This window comes from Mycobacterium sp. SMC-4, from assembly GCF_025263265.1.
GTDB lineage: Bacteria > Actinomycetota > Actinomycetes > Mycobacteriales > Mycobacteriaceae > Mycobacterium.
Genome location: NZ_CP079869.1, coordinates 936,019 through 950,711, shown reverse-complemented (window position 1 = coordinate 950,711; position 14,693 = coordinate 936,019). Strand labels below are relative to the sequence as shown.

Sequence of the window (14,693 nt, the reverse complement as noted above, 5' to 3'; positions counted from 1 at the left end):
TTTCTAGCCCTCCCTCACCACACGTAGGCGAGGACCTCGCCGCCGACGCCCTCACGGGCCGCCTGGCGGTCAGTCCTCAGACCGGACGACGTGGAAATGATCGCCACACCGAGCCCGCCGAGCACGCGCGGCAGGTTGGTGGACTTCGCGTAGACGCGCAGGCCGGGCTTGGACACCCGGCGCAGGCCCGCGATGCTGCGTTCCCGGCTGGGGCCGTACTTCAGCGACACCACCAGGGACTTGCCCACGCGGGCGTCTTCGGTGCGGTAGTCGCTGATGTAACCCTCGCGCTTGAGGATCTCGGCGATGTTGGCCTTGATCTTGCTGTGCGGCAGGGTCACTTCGTCGTGGTACGCCGAGTTGGCGTTGCGCAGACGCGTCAAGAAGTCTGCGATCGGATCCGTCATGGTCATGACAGCCGGTTCACCTTTCTCGCGGCGGTTCCCCGGACGGGGCCTACCGCAACTGTTTAGTAGTGGTTGGCTGGCTTACCAGCTGGACTTCTGGACACCGGGCAGTTCGCCCGCGTGCGCCATCTCGCGCAGGCAGATGCGGCACAGGCCGAATTTGCGGTACACCGAGTGCGGCCGGCCGCACTTGTTGCAGCGCGTGTAGCCGCGGACCTTGAACTTGGGCTTCTTGTTGGCCTTGTTGACCAGAGCCTTCTTTGCCATTGCTCAGTTCTCCTTGAACGGGAAGCCCAGCGCCCGCAGCAGCGCTCGTCCCTCGTCGTCGTTCGTCGCCGAGGTGACGACGGTGATGTCCATGCCGCGGGGCCGGTCGATGCTGTCCACGTCGATCTCGTGGAACACCGACTGCTCGGTCAACCCGAACGTGTAGTTACCGGTGCCGTCGAACTGCTTGGGGTTCAGACCGCGGAAGTCGCGGATACGCGGCAGCGAGATCGAGATGAGCCGGTCCAGGAACTCCCACATCCGGTCGCCGCGCAACGTCACCCGGGCACCGATCGGCATGCCCTCGCGGAGCTTGAACTGGGCGATCGACTTGCGGGCCCGACGGATCTCCGGCTTCTGCCCGGTGATCAGCGTCAAATCGTTGACCGCGCCGTTGATCAGCTTGGCGTCGCGGGCGGCGTCACCGACACCCATGTTCACGACGACCTTGACCACGCCAGGGATCTGCATGACGTTGGCGTAGCCGAACTCCTTGGCCAGCGCGTCCTTGATCTCCTCGCGGTAGCGCTGCTTCAGGCGCGGCAGCGTCTTCTGCTCAGTGCTGGTCATCTCAGATGTCCTTGCCGTTGGTCTTGGCGACGCGGACCTTCTTGCCGGTCTCGGCGTCGATGCGGTACCCGACCCGCGTCGGCTTACCGTCGGAATCGAGCAGCATCACGTTGGAGACGGCGATCGGCGCCTCCTGGGTGACGATGCCGCCCGAGGCGGCACCGCGCTCGGTGCGCGACTCTGCGGTGTGCTTCTTGATCCGGTTCACACCCTCGACGAGGATCTTCTCGCGGTCGGGGTAGGCCACCAGGACCTTGCCCTTGGCGCCCTTGTCCTTGCCGGAGATCACCAGCACGGTGTCGCCCTTGCGGACCTTCATCTACAACACCTCCGGGGCGAGCGAGACGATCTTCATGAAGCGCTTCTCACGCAGCTCACGACCGACGGGGCCGAAGATGCGGGTGCCGCGCGGGTCGTTGTCGGCCTTGATGATGACGGCGGCGTTCTCGTCGAACTTGATGTAGCTGCCGTCGGCGCGGCGGCGTTCCTTGACGGTGCGCACGACGACCGCCTTGACGACATCGCCACGCTTGACGTTGCCGCCGGGGATGGCGTCCTTGACAGTCGCCACGATGACATCACCGATGCCGGCGTAGCGCCGCGACGAGCCACCGAGCACACGGATGCACAAGATCTCCTTGGCGCCCGTGTTGTCGGCGACCTTGAGCCGCGATTCCTGCTGAATCACTAGATCTCCTGACCTGGTTTTTGTATGCACGCAGGATTACCGACCCTGACGTGCGCGGTCTTTGCCACCCAAAGGCACGCGGGGCCCATCCGCGCGGATCGGCCGAGGTCTGCCCAAGGCAACCCGTACATACTAGGTGAGCTCGGGAAATGATCCAAATCGCCCGAGCCGGGCTCAGCGTGCGCAGCGAAATCCGATGTGGGTGGTCGCGCTGTCCTGGGACTGCGGCGAACGCGCTGCGGGCCGGTAGCGGTGACAGTACTGCGGTGCGCACAGGTGCGATCCACCCTTGAGCGCCTGGCTGACCGTCGGATCGGGGTTGCTCGGCGGGCAGCAGGACGGTGCCGCGCCGATCCGGTGATGTCCGACGAAACGGGTGGTCGTCCACTCCCAGACGTTGCCGATCATGTCGACCAGGCCGTAGGCATTGGCCGGGAACGTACCCACCGGCGAGGTGCCGCACCACCCCAGCGCTCCGTCGTTACGGTACGGGAACCGGCCCTGCCAGGTGTTGGCCATCAGCCGACCGTCGGGCAGCGGGTCGTCACCCCATCCGTAGATGCTCGACGAACCGCCACGCGCGGCGAACTCCCATTCGGCTTCGGTCGGCAGCCGGCGACGGGCCCAGCGCGCATAGGCCAGCGCGTCGGTGTAGCAGACCGACACCACGGGGTGGTCCGGCTTGTCGTGCACCGAGTCCTCCGGCCCGAACGGGGCACGCCAGTGCGCGCCGGGCACCCATTGCCACCACTGCCGCCAGTCACGCAGATCGACCGGTCCGGCGGTGGGGCGGAACACCAGTGCGCCGGGCACCAGGTCCGCGGCGTCGGCACCGGGGAACAGTGCCGGATCCGGGGCGGTCTCGGCCACTGTGCGGTAGCCGGTGTCGGCGACGAACGCTGCGAACTGCGCGTTGGTCACCGGGTGCGCCTCGATGTGGAACGGCTCGACGGTGACGGTGTGCACCGGAGCCTCCTCCGGATAGAACTGTGTGCAGCCCATCCGGAACGACCCGCCGGGTAGCGCGACGAGGTCGGTCACCATAGGGGTCAGGGTAGGCCGATCTCGAAGTCGGCCGTCAGCAGCGTCGCGGCCTCGTCGAATCCGGCCGCCCCCGCAGGTGCTTGGACGTACACGGCGATCAGGTACGCCGCCGCGCCGGTCGGCACGTGCACGGTCCGCGCCTCGTACTGCACCGTGTCGGTGCCGTCGCCCTCCTCGCCGAGCACCCCCATCAACTTCTGCCCTGGATAGCCGCACAGGTCGCCGGGAAGCACGCTCACCGAGCTGATCACGGCGTTGTCGGTGAGTCCGTCGACGTAGGCGTCGAAAGCGGCTTCGGCCTCGGGCGAGGCCGGGGTGACAGTGACGGTGGCCAGCATCCCGTCCGGACCGTCCAGCCGTGCCCCCTGCGGCCCCGACGCCATCGACCACCCCTCGGGGACACCCACCGTGGCGGTGGGTGCCGACGGGTCCGGAATCTCGGCCTGGACCCGAACCCGCGGGAGATCATCAGGAACACAAGGCGTTTGGATTTCATCCGGGGTGGCCGGCACGGTGAGCGTCATGGTGGGCGCCGCCGGCGGGGTCGGGCCGGGAGACACGACGGCGGGCGCCTCGGTGTCGGCCACCGCCGTGCCCGGGTCGGTGCGCGTGCATCCCGGGGCCACCAGCGCTGCGCACACCGCCAGCAGCGTGACCACCATCCGGCACACGAGTCAGTCCCTGGCGAAAGCGCGCGCGAAATCCCGCTCCAGGTCGGCGTAACCGGCGCCGGAGACGTTCACGTCGACCCGCCTGATGGTGCCCCCGGTGAACGCGAACGGGGGTGCGTAGGACCGCGACACCGGCGAACCGGCGTTGCGGCCGACGCTGAGGCTGGCACCGGCCAGCCCGAACGTCGCCGGCATGGTCCGCATGCCCGGGTAGGTCGCCACCTGCGCGCCGCCGATGTAGAGCGCGGCGTCACCCAATGGGGTGTGGCTGTTCTCGACGGTGCCGGTGCGGGTGTAGGCGAACCCGAGACAGTGGGTTCCGATCCCGACCGGTTCGGACGACGACAGCGTCTGCTCCGTCTCGCCGAGGAAGTTGTAGCTGAAGTGCAGTCGGCCGTCACGCAGGAACATCACGTAACCACCATGGGCACCACCGTGTTTGACGATCACACCGGCGGCGTCGGCGGCGTTGATGTCGACCTCGGCCAGCACCGCGAAAGACCGTCCGCGCAGCTCCACCGAGGCCCCGCTACCGACGTCGGCAGTGCCCGGATAATAGGTGTAGGACGGGCGGTCCCCCGCCAGCGTCGGCCGCCACCGCGCCATCGTCTCCAGCACGCCCAAATCGCCCAGCGGCAGCCCGTTGTACTTCTGCGCCTCGGCGAACCACAGGTCGACCAGTTCGGCGACCTTGTCCGGGTTCTCGGCGGCCAGATCATGGCACTGGCTACGGTCGGACTCGATGTGATAGAGCTCCCACCGGTCGGCGTCGAAATTCGACCAGCCCGCCGGTGAGGCCGCGTGCACCGCGCTGGCGAACCAGCCCTTGTGCCAGATGCCGCGGGTACCCAGCATGGTGTAGAACTGGGTCTCCTTGCCGGTCGGCGCATCCGGATCATCCAGGGCCACTTTGAAACTCACGCCATCAAGCGGTTTCTGCGCGACGCCCCGAACGGTTGCCGGTGGGGTGATGTCGAGCAGGTCGTAGACCGTCGGGGTGATGTCGGCGACGTTGATGTAGGTGTCGCGAACCTCGCCGTGCGCGCGAATCCCCTTCGGCCAGGAGATGATCGCGCTGTCGGCGATACCGCCTTCGTGGGAGGCGTAGCGCTTGTAGAGCTTGTAGGGCGTGTTGAACGCCATCGCCCAGCCGATCGGATAGTGGTTGAATGTCTGCGGGCCACCCAGCAGGTCGAAGGACCGCAGGCTCTCCTCGACGGTGTCGATGTAGCCGTTGAAGAACTTGCCCTCGTTGACCGAGCCGTTGGGCCCACCTTCGCCGCTGGCCCCGTTGTCGGAGATGACCACGATGACGGTGTTGTCGAGCTGTCCGGTCTGCTCCAGAAAGTCCAGCACGCGTCCCACTTGCGCGTCGGTGTAGGACAGGAACCCGGCGAAGACCTCGGCCATCCGGGTGAACAACCGCTTCTCGTCGTCGGACAGCGAATCCCATGGCCGCACCGTGTCCTGCTCGGGCCAGGGTTGTCCGTCCGGGCCGGTGACCTCGGAGTACGGGTTGATCGGCGAGAGCTCGGTGTCCGGGGGCACCAGGCCCATCCTCTTCTGGTTCTCCAGCACGATGTCGCGGTAGCGCTCGTAACCCATGTCGAACACGCCGTCGTATTTGTCGGCCCACTCCTTGAAGACGTGATGCGGTGCGTGGCCGGCCCCGGGGCACAGATAGGTGAACCAGGGCTTGTCGGGGGCGATCACCTTGGCGTCGCTGATGAACTCGATAGTCTTGTCGGCCAAGTCTTTTGACAGGTGATAGCCCTCTTCCGGGGTACCGGGCGGCGCGACCGGGTGGTTGTCGTAGACCAGGTCGGGATACCACTGGTCGGTCTCGCCGCCGAGGAACCCATAGAACCGTTCGAAGCCGCGTGACAGTGGCCAATGGCGTTTGGTCGAGGCCAGATTGGATTCCTCGATCGGGGTGAGGTGCCATTTGCCGAGGCAGTAGGTGTTGTAGCCGTTGTCGGTGAGCACCTCCGACAGCAGCGCGGTGTCGTAGGGGATGCGGCCGTTGCAGTTCGGGAAACCGTCGGTGAATTCCTCGATGGTGGCCATGCCCACCGTGGTGGCGTTGCGGCCGGTCAGCAGCGACGCTCGAGTCGGCGAGCACAGCGCGGTGGTGTGGAACTGGGAAAGCCGCACGCCGCGTTCGGCGATGCGGCTCATCGCCGGCATCTGCACCAGGCCGCCGAAGCAGTCCCACGTCGCGATGCCGACGTCGTCCCACACCAGGTACAGGACGTTGGGCGCGTCCGGCTGCGCGGTCGGTGCCGCGTAGGGACCCCAGTCCGGCTCGGAATCCCGGATGTCGAGCGCGATCTTGCCGTTGAACTCCGTGGTCACGTCCGGAGGTTACACCGCGCAGGTGTCCCCGGCGTCAGAAAAGCCCCGCCGCCGGCAGGCAACGGGGCTCTTCGTCAGAAAGTTGTCTACTTGGCCTTTTCCAGGACCTCGACCAGCCGCCAGCGCTTGGTGGCCGACAACGGACGGGTCTCCATCAACGACACGCGGTCGCCGACACCGGCTGCCTCGTTCTCGTCGTGGGCCTTGACCTTGGTTGTGGTGCGGATGATCTTGCCGTAGAGCGGGTGGCTCTTACGGGACTCCAGCTCGACCACGATGGTCTTCTGCATCTTGTCCGACACGACATAACCGATCGCCGTCTTGCGACGGCCGCGCGGCTTTTCCGTGCGGGGCGTGTAACTCGGCCCCTTCTGATCGCTGTCTGCCATTACGAATCCTCACCTCCGGGTCCGGCGGCCAGACCCAACTCACGTTCGCGCAGCACGGTGTACACCCGCGCGATCTCCTGCCGGACGACCCGCAGCCGGCGATTGTTGGAAAGCTGACCGGTGGCCATCTGGAAGCGCAGGTTGAACAGCTCTTCCTTGGACTCGCGCAGCTTGTCGGTCAGTTCGTCGTCGGTGAGCTCACGCAGTTCACCGGGCGAGGTGCCCACTGCCATCAGAACTGCTCCTCTCGTGTGACGATGCGTGCCTTGATCGGCAGCTTGTGGATCGCGCGGGTCAGCGCTTCCCTGGCGATCTTCTCGTCGGGGTAGCTCAGCTCGAACAGCACGCGACCGGGCTTGACGTTGGCGACCCACCATTCCGGCGAACCCTTACCCGAACCCATACGGGTCTCGGCGGGCTTCTTGGTCAGCGGACGGTCCGGGAAGATGTTGATCCACACCTTGCCGCCACGCTTGATGTGCCGGTTGATGGCGATACGCGCGGACTCGATCTGCCGGTTGGTGATGTAGGCGTGGCCGAGGGCCTGGATGCCGTAATCACCGAAGCTCACCGAGGTCCCGCCGCTGGCGATGCCGCGCTGCTTGGGGTGGTGTTGCTTGCGGTGCTTGACCTTCCGGGGAATCAGCATGACTAGCTCTCCGTATTCTCAGCGGCGCCTGCGGCCGCCTCGGTTCCTGCGGTGGCCTCGGCGACGGCCGGGGCCTCGCCGGATGCCGCGCGACCGGCGTCGGTGCTCGTCGCCGTGGTGCCCGAGGCGCCGCTGCGACGCGGCCGGGTGCCCGACGGACGCTCGCGACGCGGACGGTCCGCGGCGGGTGCGGAGGCGGCCAGCTCGCGCTTGCCGCCGACGATGTCGCCCTTGTAGATCCAGACCTTCACGCCGATGCGGCCGAAGGTGGTCTTCGCCTCGTAGAGGCCGTAGTCGATGTCCGCGCGCAGCGTGTGCAGCGGGACCCGACCTTCGCGGTAGAACTCCGAGCGGCTCATCTCAGCACCGCCGAGGCGACCCGAGCACTGCACCCGGATCCCCTTGACGTTGGGCTGGCGCATCGCCGACTGGATGGCCTTGCGCATCGCGCGACGGAACGCCACGCGATTGGAAAGCTGCTCGGCGACACCCTGGGCGACCAGCTGGGCCTGGCTCTCGGGGTTCTTGACCTCGAGGATGTTGAGCTGGACCTGCTTGCCGGTCAGCTTCTCCAGGTCGGCGCGGATACGGTCGGCTTCGGTGCCGCGCCGGCCGATCACGATGCCCGGACGCGCGGTGTGGATGTCCACCCGGACCCGGTCGCGGGTGCGCTCGATCTCGACGTCGGCGATGCCGGCCCGCTCCAGGCCGGTGGCCAGCAACTTACGGATCGCGACATCTTCCTTGATGTAGTCCGCGTACTGCTTGTCGGCGTACCAGCGGGACTTCCAGTCGGTGGTGATGCCGAGCCGGAAGCCGTGCGGGTTGATCTTCTGGCCCACTACTCCGAGCCCTCCTTCGCCTCAGCCGAGGCCTCGCTCTTGGTAGCTGCGGTCTTGGTAGCTGCCTTCGACGCCTGCGCACGACGCGCGCGGGCCGCCGATGCCGAGGCACCCTGCTTACCGGTGTTCTTCGGCGGACGGCTTTCGACGATCACGGTGATGTGGCTGGTGCGCTTGCGGATCCGGAACGCGCGCCCCTGGGCGCGCGGGCGGATGCGCTTGGCGGTGGGACCCTCGTCGGCGTGGATGGTCGCGACCACCAGCGTCGACGGATCCAGGCCCTCGTTGTTCTGGGCATTGGCCGCAGCGCTGGCGATCACCTTGGCGACCGGCTCGCTGGCAGCCTGGGGCGCCCACCGCAGGATGTCGAGGGCTTCCTCGACGCTCTTGCCGCGGACCAGGTCGATGACGCGACGGGCCTTGGTGGCCGAGACGCGCACGAAGCGCGCCTTGGCCAGCGCGGATGGATATTCAATCGCTGTAGTCGTGGACATCTAGCGCCTCTTGCTCTTCCGGTCATCCTTGATGTGACCCTTGAAGGTGCGGGTGGGAGCGAACTCGCCCAGCTTGTGCCCCACCATCGCCTCGGTGACGAACACCGGGACATGCTTGCGTCCGTCGTGGACGGCGAACGTGTGACCGATGAAATCCGGGATGATGGTCGACCGGCGAGACCAGGTCTTGATGACCTGCTTGGTGTTCTTCTCGTTCTGGACGTCGACCTTCTTGAGCAGATGGTCGTCGACGAACGGACCCTTCTTCAGACTGCGTGGCATAGCTGTCTCTTCCTAGCGCTTCTTGCCGGTGCGCCGGCGTCGGACGATGAGCTTGTCGCTCGGCTTGTTGGGCTTGCGGGTGCGGCCCTCGGGCTTGCCCCACGGGCTGACCGGGTGCCGACCACCGGAGGTCTTGCCCTCACCACCGCCGTGCGGGTGGTCGACCGGGTTCATCACGACACCGCGGACGGTGGGACGCTTGCCCTTCCAGCGCATCCGGCCGGCCTTGCCCCAGTTGATGTTGGCCTGTTCGGCGTTGCCGACCTCACCCACGGTGGCGCGGCAGCGCACGTCGACGCGGCGGATTTCGCCGGACGGCATACGCAGCGACGCGTAGGCGCCTTCCTTACCGAGCAGCTGGATGCTGACACCGGCCGAGCGAGCCAGCTTCGCACCGCCGCCGGGACGCAGCTCCACGGCGTGGATCACGGTACCGGCGGGGATGTTGCGCAGCGGCAGGTTGTTGCCGGGCTTGATGTCGGCGTTGGCGCCGGACTCGACGATCATGCCCTGCTTGAGTCCCTCGGGCGCGATGATGTAGCGCTTCTCGCCGTCGAGGTAGTGCAGCAGCGCGATGTTTGCGGTGCGGTTCGGGTCGTATTCGATGTGGGCGACCTTGGCGTTGACGCCGTCCTTGTCGTGCCGGCGAAAGTCGATGACCCGGTAGGCACGCTTGTGGCCACCGCCCTTGTGCCGGGTGGTGATCCGGCCGTGCGCGTTGCGGCCGCCCTTGCCGTGCAGCGGGCGAACCAGCGACTTCTCCGGGTGATCACGGGTGATCTCGGAGAAATCGGAGACGCTGGAGCCGCGGCGACCGGGGGTCGTCGGCTTGTACTTACGAATAGCCATTCTTCACTCAGTCCTGTTCTTGTCCCGTCCGGCGGTCAGGCCGGCGCTCCGAACAGATCGATGGGCTTGCTGCCGGCGGCCAGCGTCACGATGGCGCGCTTGGTGTCCTTGCGCTTGCCGTAACCGGTACGGGTGCGCTTGCGCTTGCCCTGCCGATTGGCGGTGTTCACCGACGCGACCTTGACCTTGAAGATCTTCTCGATCGCGATCTTGATCTGCGTCTTGTTCGAGTCCGGGTGCACGACGAACGTGTAGACGTTGTCCTCGATGAGCCCGTAGGACTTCTCCGAGATCACCGGCGCGAGGATGATGTCGCGGGGATCGGTCACGGTAGCCATCTACGCCGTTACCTCCTGCTCCTGCTTGGTACCCGCCTCGATATAGGCGTTCAGGGCCTCGACGCTGAACACCACGTCGTCGGCCTTGAGCACGTCGTACGTGTTGAGCTGGTCGGGCGAAATGACATGCACGCCCGGCAGATTGCGCACACTCAAGGTGCTCGTCTCGTCGGTGCGACCGACGACCACCAGGACCTGCTTGCGATCCGTGAGGCTGGCCAGGAACGCCTTGGCGCTCTTGGTCGACGGCGTCTGCCCCTCGACCAGCTCGGTGACGGCATGGATGCGACCGTTGCGAGCCCGGTCGGTCAGCGCACCGCGCAGCGCAGCACGGATCATCTTCTTGGGAGTCCGCTCGCTGTAGTCGCGCGGCTTGGGGCCGTGCACGGTGCCGCCGCCGGCGAACTGCGGTGCCCGGGTCGAACCCTGACGGGCGCGGCCGGTGCCCTTCTGCCGGTACGGCTTCTTCCCGCCGCCGCGGACCTCACCGCGAGTCTTGGTCGAGTGGGTGCCCTGCCGGGCCGCCGCCAGCTGAGCGGTGACGACCTGGTGCATCAACGCGATGTTGGGCTCCACGTCGAACAGCTCGGCAGGCAGCTCGACCGATCCGTCCTTCTTGCCGGCTGGGGTCAGAACATCAATTGTGAGAGTCATGCCTTCTCGCCTCGCTTGATTGCGCTGCGGACCATCACCAGTCCACCGTTGCGTCCGGGGATCGCGCCTTTGATCAGCAGGACGTTGTTCTCGGCGTCGACCTTGTGCACCTTGAGGTTCTGGGTGGTCACGCGGTCATTGCCCATCCGGCCCGACATGCGGGTGCCCTTGAAGACGCGGCCCGGGGTGGCGCAGCCACCGATCGAGCCGGGCCGGCGGTGCACGGCCTGTGCGCCGTGCGACGCCCCTTGACCGCGGAAGCCGTGCCGCTTCATGGTGCCGGCGAAGCCCTTGCCCTTGCTGGTGCCGGTCACGTCGACGTAGCTGCCGTCGGCGAAGATCTCCGCCGTCAGCTCCTGGCCGACCTCGTATTGGGCGGCCACATCCTCGTTGTCGTCGAGCCTCAACTCGGCGAGGTGGCGGCGCGGATTGACCCCGGCGGCGGCATACTGCCCCGACAGCGGCTTGTTCACCTTGCGCGGGCTGATCTCGCCGTAGGCGAGCTGCACGGCGCTGTAACCGTCGCGCTCCGCAGTGCGGATGCGCGTCACGACGTTGGGCCCGGCCTTGACGACCGTCACCGGCACGACTTTGTTGTTCTCGTCGAACACCTGCGTCATGCCCAGCTTGGTGCCCAAAATGCCTTTACGTGCCATTTCTGTTGAGCTCCTACTGGATGTTGACGTCGACGCTGGCCGGCAGGTCGATGCGCATCAAAGCGTCCACCGTCTTCGGCGTCGGGTCGAGGATGTCGATCAGCCGCTTGTGGGTCCGCATCTCGAAGTGCTCGCGCGAGTCCTTGTACTTGTGCGGAGACCGGATGACGCAGTACACGTTCTTCTCGGTCGGCAGCGGCACCGGGCCGACCACACTGGCGCCCGTCCGGGTGACGGTCTCGACGATCTTGCGCGCCGAGGCGTCGATCGCCTCATGGTCGTAGGCCTTGAGCCTGATGCGGATCTTCTGTCCCGCCACGCTTCTCCTACCTCACTACTCATGGCCCACGCCGTCCGGGATGTCCCGGAACCCTGCTGGGCCTGGCTGTGCCGCCGCTGTTTACCTGTCTCTGGTTCACCGATCCCCGCGGTCGGGCGTGTCGCCCGTACGCATGCTCGACAGCGGCGGATTATCGTCGCGATCGAGGTTGGGGACCAGACGCGCCCCGAGGGGCGCCGGTCGCATGCCCGGCCGAGCGAACCCGGCTCAAGGCAACCCGAACAGTATGCCTCAGATCGGGACGTGCTCCAAATCCCGGTCCCGAGCCCTGGACCTGCGTCAGCCCAGTCCGGCCCAGAACTCGCACTGGTGTGCCCGAGCGTAGTCGCCGACCACCTGGTTGCCGTCCGGATGCAGCCTCATGACCTGGCCCAAACCGCGCTGCGGCCAGTCCGGCCCAGGCGAGCCGGTGCGTACGAATCCGGACCAGTGGTCGATCATCTGGTGACTGAGCTCCCGTTGCGCCGCGCTGAGGTCGGGCGCCCCGCCGACGTCGAAGAGGTAACGCACGTCCAGCGAGTGGCTGGCGCCGACCCGGTACGGCAGGGTGGTCAGCGGTTCGGGGACCGGCGCGGCGCGATCTGCGAACTCGTAGGCATAGACCGGACCGTTGCGCCCTAGGTCGGTAGCCAGGCGGTCGGCGACGCAGGCGAACACCGCGTCGGTCAGTGCCGCCGAATAGGCCAGCGCCGGGTCGTCGTAGCGGGCCGGCGGGTAGCGCTGCGCCACCGCGGCCGCATCCGGGCCGAACACCTCGGCGAGTGCCTGCGGATACCGCTGGGCGTCGATCGACTCCCCGGTGCGCAGTTGGCGCAGCGCGGTGAACAGGGTGAACTCGTCAGCGGTGGTACCGATCAGCACCGGCACCGGCGCTGTCGTCCCGTCGGCGGCGGCGGTGAGCGGGTCCACCGGCAGCACCGCCGAGCCGGTCACCGGGCCGGACAGCTCATCGGCACCGAGACGGGCGTAGAAGACGGGCTCCCGCAGCCGGTCGACGGCGGCTTCGCGCAGACACCCCGCCGCGGTCTGTGGATCGGCGCACCCGGCCGCGGCGGCGTAGTCGAGGCTGACGCGCTGTGCGTGGGCCAACGCGGCCTGCGCCTGACAGGGACCGCTCATGATGATGGCTCCGTGGAACAACCCCTGGGAGCCGGGCGCGACGAGGTGGTCGCACACCGACATTGCCCCGGCGGACTCGCCGGCCACAGTGACCCGGTCGGGGTCGCCGCCGAATGCGGCAATGTTGTCGCGCACCCAGCCCAGGGCGGCCTGCTGGTCGGCCAGCCCGTAGTTGCCGACCTCGCCGGCCGCACCGAGCGCGGGATGGGCCAGGAATCCCAGTGCCCCGAGCCGGTAGTTCAGCGTGACCACCACGATGTCGCCGCGCTCGACGAGCCAGCCCGCGTCGAACATCGCGCCGTTGCCGTTGACGAAGCTGCCGCCGTGAAACCAGACCATCACTGCCTTGGGCCCGTCGATCACTGCGGGGGCCCATACGTTGAGGAACAGGCAGTCCTCATCGCTGTGGCGTCCGAACTCCGGGTCGGGGCCGGGCGCCTGCAGACACCGCGGCCCCGGCCGACCGGCGTCGCGCACCCCGTCCCAACCCGGCGCCGGCTGCGGGGGCCGCAACCGTAGCGGCCCCACCGGCGGGGCGGCATAGGCAATGCCGCCGAAGAATCGATGCCCCGGCGCGTCGACACCGCGTAGCGCGCCGGCGGACGTCTGCACGACGGACCGATCCCCGGGGGCGGGCGCAGGCCCGCTCGGACCGGCGCAGGCGAGGGCCAGCAGCAGGATCACCACCGCGCCCAGCGCACGTATCGGCACGTCGTCCGAGCGTAGTGCCGACGTGGGATATCGTATTCTTGACACCTGTCAAGTCGATCCCGAGCGAGGCATCATGAGCACGCCCGTCACCGAGTCCACCGGTCCCGCCGGTGCCGTGCTGGCCGACCCGACGGCCTACTCCGACGAGGCACGCCTGCATGCCGCGCTGACTCACCTGCGCACGCACGCCCCGGTGTCCTATGTGGACGTCCCGGACTACCGGCCGTTCTGGGCCGTCACCAAGCACGCCGACATCTTGGCCATCGAGCGCGACAACGAGCTGTGGATCAACGCCCCGCGTCCGATGCTGGTCACCGCCGCCACCGACGATCTGTCGCAGGCCAACCTGGCCGCCGGCGGCGGGATCCGCACCCTGATCCACATGGACGACCCTCTGCACCGCGACATCCGCAAGGTCGGCGCGGACTGGTTCCGCCCCAAGGCCATGCGCGCCCTGAAGACCCGCGTCGACGAACTGGCCAAGATCTATGTCGACAAGATGGTCGAAAGGGGCCCAGAGTGCGACTTCGTCCAGGAAGTCGCGGTGAACTTTCCGCTGTATGTGATCCTGTCGTTGCTGGGGCTGCCCGAGTCCGACTTCGGCCGCATGCTCAAGCTCACCCAGGAGATGTTCGGCGGTGACGACGACGAGTTCACTCGCGGCAAGTCCCCGGAGGAACTGCACGAGGTCATCACCGACTTCTTCCGATACTTCACCGCACTGACCGCGCAACGCCGCGCCCACCCCACTGATGACCTGGCCTCGGCGATCGCCAACGCCACCATCGACGGCGAGTACCTCAACGACATCGACTGCCTGTCGTACTACGTGATCGTGGCCAGTGCCGGCCACGACACCACCAGCGCCGCGATCTCCGGCGGGCTGCTGGCGCTGATCGAGAATCAGGATCAGCTGGCCCGGCTGCAGGCCCATCCGGAGCTGATGGGTACCGCGGTCGAGGAGATGATCCGCTGGACCACCCCGGTCAAGGAGTTCATGCGTACCGCAACCGCCGACACCGAGGTGCGCGGCGTGCCCATCGCCGAGGGCGAGTCGGTGCTGCTGTCCTACGTCTCGGCCAACCGTGACGAGGACATCTTCGACAGACCGTTCCACTTCGACGTCGGCCGCGACCCGAACAAGCACCTGTCGTTCGGCTACGGCGTGCATTTCTGCCTCGGCGCGGCGCTGGCCCGGATGGAGATCAACAGCTTCTTCACCGAACTGCTGCCGCGGCTGGACTCCATCGAACTGGCCGGCGATCCGGAGTTCATCGCGACGATCTTCGTCGGCGGGCTCAAGCACCTGCCGATTCGCTACGCGCTGCGCTGATTCTCCTGACCTGACCCGCGTTGGCCTCGACACGT

20 protein-coding genes and 1 pseudogene are annotated in these 14,693 nt (G+C 67.2%); 1 reads left to right on the top strand and 20 read right to left on the bottom strand.

Annotated features, from left to right (window positions below; all coding sequences use genetic code 11):
* Nucleotides 1-14: 14 nt before the first annotated feature.
* From rpsH to KXD98_RS04450, 20 genes and pseudogenes are all read right to left on the bottom strand, one after another.
* Nucleotides 15-413, bottom strand: coding sequence for a 30S ribosomal protein S8 (rpsH, locus tag KXD98_RS04545; protein ID WP_260762073.1), 399 nt, complete (start codon nucleotides 411-413; stop codon nucleotides 15-17).
* Between the two features lie 75 nt (nucleotides 414-488).
* Nucleotides 489-674: a type Z 30S ribosomal protein S14 gene (locus KXD98_RS04540; RefSeq protein WP_260762072.1), complete on the bottom strand. Its 186-nt coding sequence runs from the start codon at nucleotides 672-674 to the stop codon at nucleotides 489-491.
* A 3-nt stretch (nucleotides 675-677) separates the two neighbouring features.
* Nucleotides 678-1,244, bottom strand: coding sequence for a 50S ribosomal protein L5 (gene rplE, locus KXD98_RS04535; protein ID WP_260762071.1), 567 nt, complete (start codon nucleotides 1,242-1,244; stop codon nucleotides 678-680).
* Between the two features lies 1 nt (nucleotide 1,245).
* Complete coding sequence (gene rplX / locus KXD98_RS04530; RefSeq protein WP_260762070.1) at nucleotides 1,246-1,563, bottom strand: 50S ribosomal protein L24; 318 nt, start codon at nucleotides 1,561-1,563, stop codon at nucleotides 1,246-1,248.
* Entirely contained in the window at nucleotides 1,564-1,932 is a 369-nt protein-coding gene (gene rplN / locus KXD98_RS04525) for a 50S ribosomal protein L14 (RefSeq protein WP_003883432.1), read from the bottom strand.
* A 174-nt stretch (nucleotides 1,933-2,106) separates the two neighbouring features.
* Entirely contained in the window at nucleotides 2,107-2,976 is an 870-nt protein-coding gene (locus KXD98_RS04520; protein ID WP_260762069.1) for a formylglycine-generating enzyme family protein, read from the bottom strand.
* Nucleotides 2,977-2,981: 5 nt separating this feature from the next.
* Nucleotides 2,982-3,647, bottom strand: a complete 666-nt coding sequence (locus KXD98_RS04515; RefSeq protein WP_260762068.1) for a hypothetical protein — start codon at nucleotides 3,645-3,647, stop codon at nucleotides 2,982-2,984.
* A gap of 3 nt (nucleotides 3,648-3,650) precedes the next feature.
* Entirely contained in the window at nucleotides 3,651-6,002 is a 2,352-nt protein-coding gene (locus KXD98_RS04510; protein ID WP_260762067.1) for an arylsulfatase, read from the bottom strand.
* A gap of 86 nt (nucleotides 6,003-6,088) precedes the next feature.
* A complete protein-coding gene (gene rpsQ, locus KXD98_RS04505) occupies nucleotides 6,089-6,391 on the bottom strand; it encodes a 30S ribosomal protein S17 (RefSeq protein ID WP_260762066.1) in 303 nt (100 codons plus the stop codon).
* On the bottom strand, nucleotides 6,391-6,624 hold the full coding sequence (gene rpmC / locus KXD98_RS04500) for a 50S ribosomal protein L29 (RefSeq protein WP_260762065.1): 234 nt from the start codon (nucleotides 6,622-6,624) through the stop codon (nucleotides 6,391-6,393). Before rpmC ends, rpsQ begins: the two co-directional genes overlap by 1 nt.
* Complete coding sequence (gene rplP / locus KXD98_RS04495) at nucleotides 6,624-7,040, bottom strand: 50S ribosomal protein L16 (protein WP_067962004.1); 417 nt, start codon at nucleotides 7,038-7,040, stop codon at nucleotides 6,624-6,626. Before rplP ends, rpmC begins: the two co-directional genes overlap by 1 nt.
* Before the next feature lie 2 nt (nucleotides 7,041-7,042).
* On the bottom strand, nucleotides 7,043-7,882 hold the full coding sequence (gene rpsC / locus KXD98_RS04490) for a 30S ribosomal protein S3 (RefSeq protein WP_260762064.1): 840 nt from the start codon (nucleotides 7,880-7,882) through the stop codon (nucleotides 7,043-7,045).
* Nucleotides 7,883-7,896: 14 nt separating this feature from the next.
* A pseudogene (gene rplV, locus KXD98_RS04485) lies at nucleotides 7,897-8,376 on the bottom strand (50S ribosomal protein L22); the annotation flags it as partial.
* Nucleotides 8,377-8,658: a 30S ribosomal protein S19 gene (gene rpsS / locus KXD98_RS04480; RefSeq protein ID WP_003892827.1), complete on the bottom strand. Its 282-nt coding sequence runs from the start codon at nucleotides 8,656-8,658 to the stop codon at nucleotides 8,377-8,379.
* 12 nt (nucleotides 8,659-8,670) lie between these two features.
* Nucleotides 8,671-9,507 (bottom strand): 50S ribosomal protein L2, encoded by an 837-nt coding sequence (rplB, locus tag KXD98_RS04475; RefSeq protein ID WP_260762062.1) that lies wholly within the window; start codon nucleotides 9,505-9,507, stop codon nucleotides 8,671-8,673.
* 35 nt (nucleotides 9,508-9,542) lie between these two features.
* A complete protein-coding gene (gene rplW, locus KXD98_RS04470) occupies nucleotides 9,543-9,845 on the bottom strand; it encodes a 50S ribosomal protein L23 (protein WP_260762061.1) in 303 nt (100 codons plus the stop codon).
* Entirely contained in the window at nucleotides 9,846-10,499 is a 654-nt protein-coding gene (gene rplD / locus KXD98_RS04465; protein WP_260762060.1) for a 50S ribosomal protein L4, read from the bottom strand.
* Entirely contained in the window at nucleotides 10,496-11,155 is a 660-nt protein-coding gene (rplC, locus tag KXD98_RS04460) for a 50S ribosomal protein L3 (RefSeq protein ID WP_260762059.1), read from the bottom strand. Before rplC ends, rplD begins: the two co-directional genes overlap by 4 nt.
* A 13-nt stretch (nucleotides 11,156-11,168) precedes the next feature.
* Complete coding sequence (rpsJ, locus tag KXD98_RS04455) at nucleotides 11,169-11,474, bottom strand: 30S ribosomal protein S10 (protein WP_003883485.1); 306 nt, start codon at nucleotides 11,472-11,474, stop codon at nucleotides 11,169-11,171.
* A 300-nt stretch (nucleotides 11,475-11,774) separates the two neighbouring features.
* Entirely contained in the window at nucleotides 11,775-13,325 is a 1,551-nt protein-coding gene (locus tag KXD98_RS04450; protein ID WP_260762058.1) for a carboxylesterase/lipase family protein, read from the bottom strand.
* Nucleotides 13,326-13,398: 73 nt separating this feature from the next.
* On the opposite strand from KXD98_RS04450, the gene KXD98_RS04445 reads away from it, so the two are divergent.
* Complete coding sequence (locus KXD98_RS04445) at nucleotides 13,399-14,658, top strand: cytochrome P450 (RefSeq protein WP_260762057.1); 1,260 nt, start codon at nucleotides 13,399-13,401, stop codon at nucleotides 14,656-14,658.
* Nucleotides 14,659-14,693 lie beyond the last annotated feature (35 nt).

Bases quoted from the DNA above. Each gene is read 5' to 3' on its own strand.
- rpsH (WP_260762073.1), bottom strand. From the start codon at position 413: ATGACCATGACGGATCCGATCGCAGACTTCTTGACGCGTCTGCGCAAC.
- KXD98_RS04540 (WP_260762072.1), bottom strand. From the start codon at position 674: ATGGCAAAGAAGGCTCTGGTCAACAAGGCCAACAAGAAGCCCAAGTTC.
- rplE (WP_260762071.1), bottom strand. From the start codon at position 1,244: ATGACCAGCACTGAGCAGAAGACGCTGCCGCGCCTGAAGCAGCGCTAC.
- rplX (WP_260762070.1), bottom strand. From the start codon at position 1,563: ATGAAGGTCCGCAAGGGCGACACCGTGCTGGTGATCTCCGGCAAGGAC.
- KXD98_RS04520 (WP_260762069.1), bottom strand. From the start codon at position 2,976: ATGGTGACCGACCTCGTCGCGCTACCCGGCGGGTCGTTCCGGATGGGC.
- rpsQ (WP_260762066.1), bottom strand. From the start codon at position 6,391: ATGGCAGACAGCGATCAGAAGGGGCCGAGTTACACGCCCCGCACGGAA.
- rpmC (WP_260762065.1), bottom strand. From the start codon at position 6,624: ATGGCAGTGGGCACCTCGCCCGGTGAACTGCGTGAGCTCACCGACGAC.
- rplP (WP_067962004.1), bottom strand. From the start codon at position 7,040: ATGCTGATTCCCCGGAAGGTCAAGCACCGCAAGCAACACCACCCCAAG.
- rpsS (WP_003892827.1), bottom strand. From the start codon at position 8,658: ATGCCACGCAGTCTGAAGAAGGGTCCGTTCGTCGACGACCATCTGCTC.
- rplB (WP_260762062.1), bottom strand. From the start codon at position 9,507: ATGGCTATTCGTAAGTACAAGCCGACGACCCCCGGTCGCCGCGGCTCC.
- rplW (WP_260762061.1), bottom strand. From the start codon at position 9,845: ATGGCTACCGTGACCGATCCCCGCGACATCATCCTCGCGCCGGTGATC.
- rplD (WP_260762060.1), bottom strand. From the start codon at position 10,499: ATGACTCTCACAATTGATGTTCTGACCCCAGCCGGCAAGAAGGACGGA.
- rplC (WP_260762059.1), bottom strand. From the start codon at position 11,155: ATGGCACGTAAAGGCATTTTGGGCACCAAGCTGGGCATGACGCAGGTG.
- KXD98_RS04445 (WP_260762057.1), top strand. From the start codon at position 13,399: ATGAGCACGCCCGTCACCGAGTCCACCGGTCCCGCCGGTGCCGTGCTG.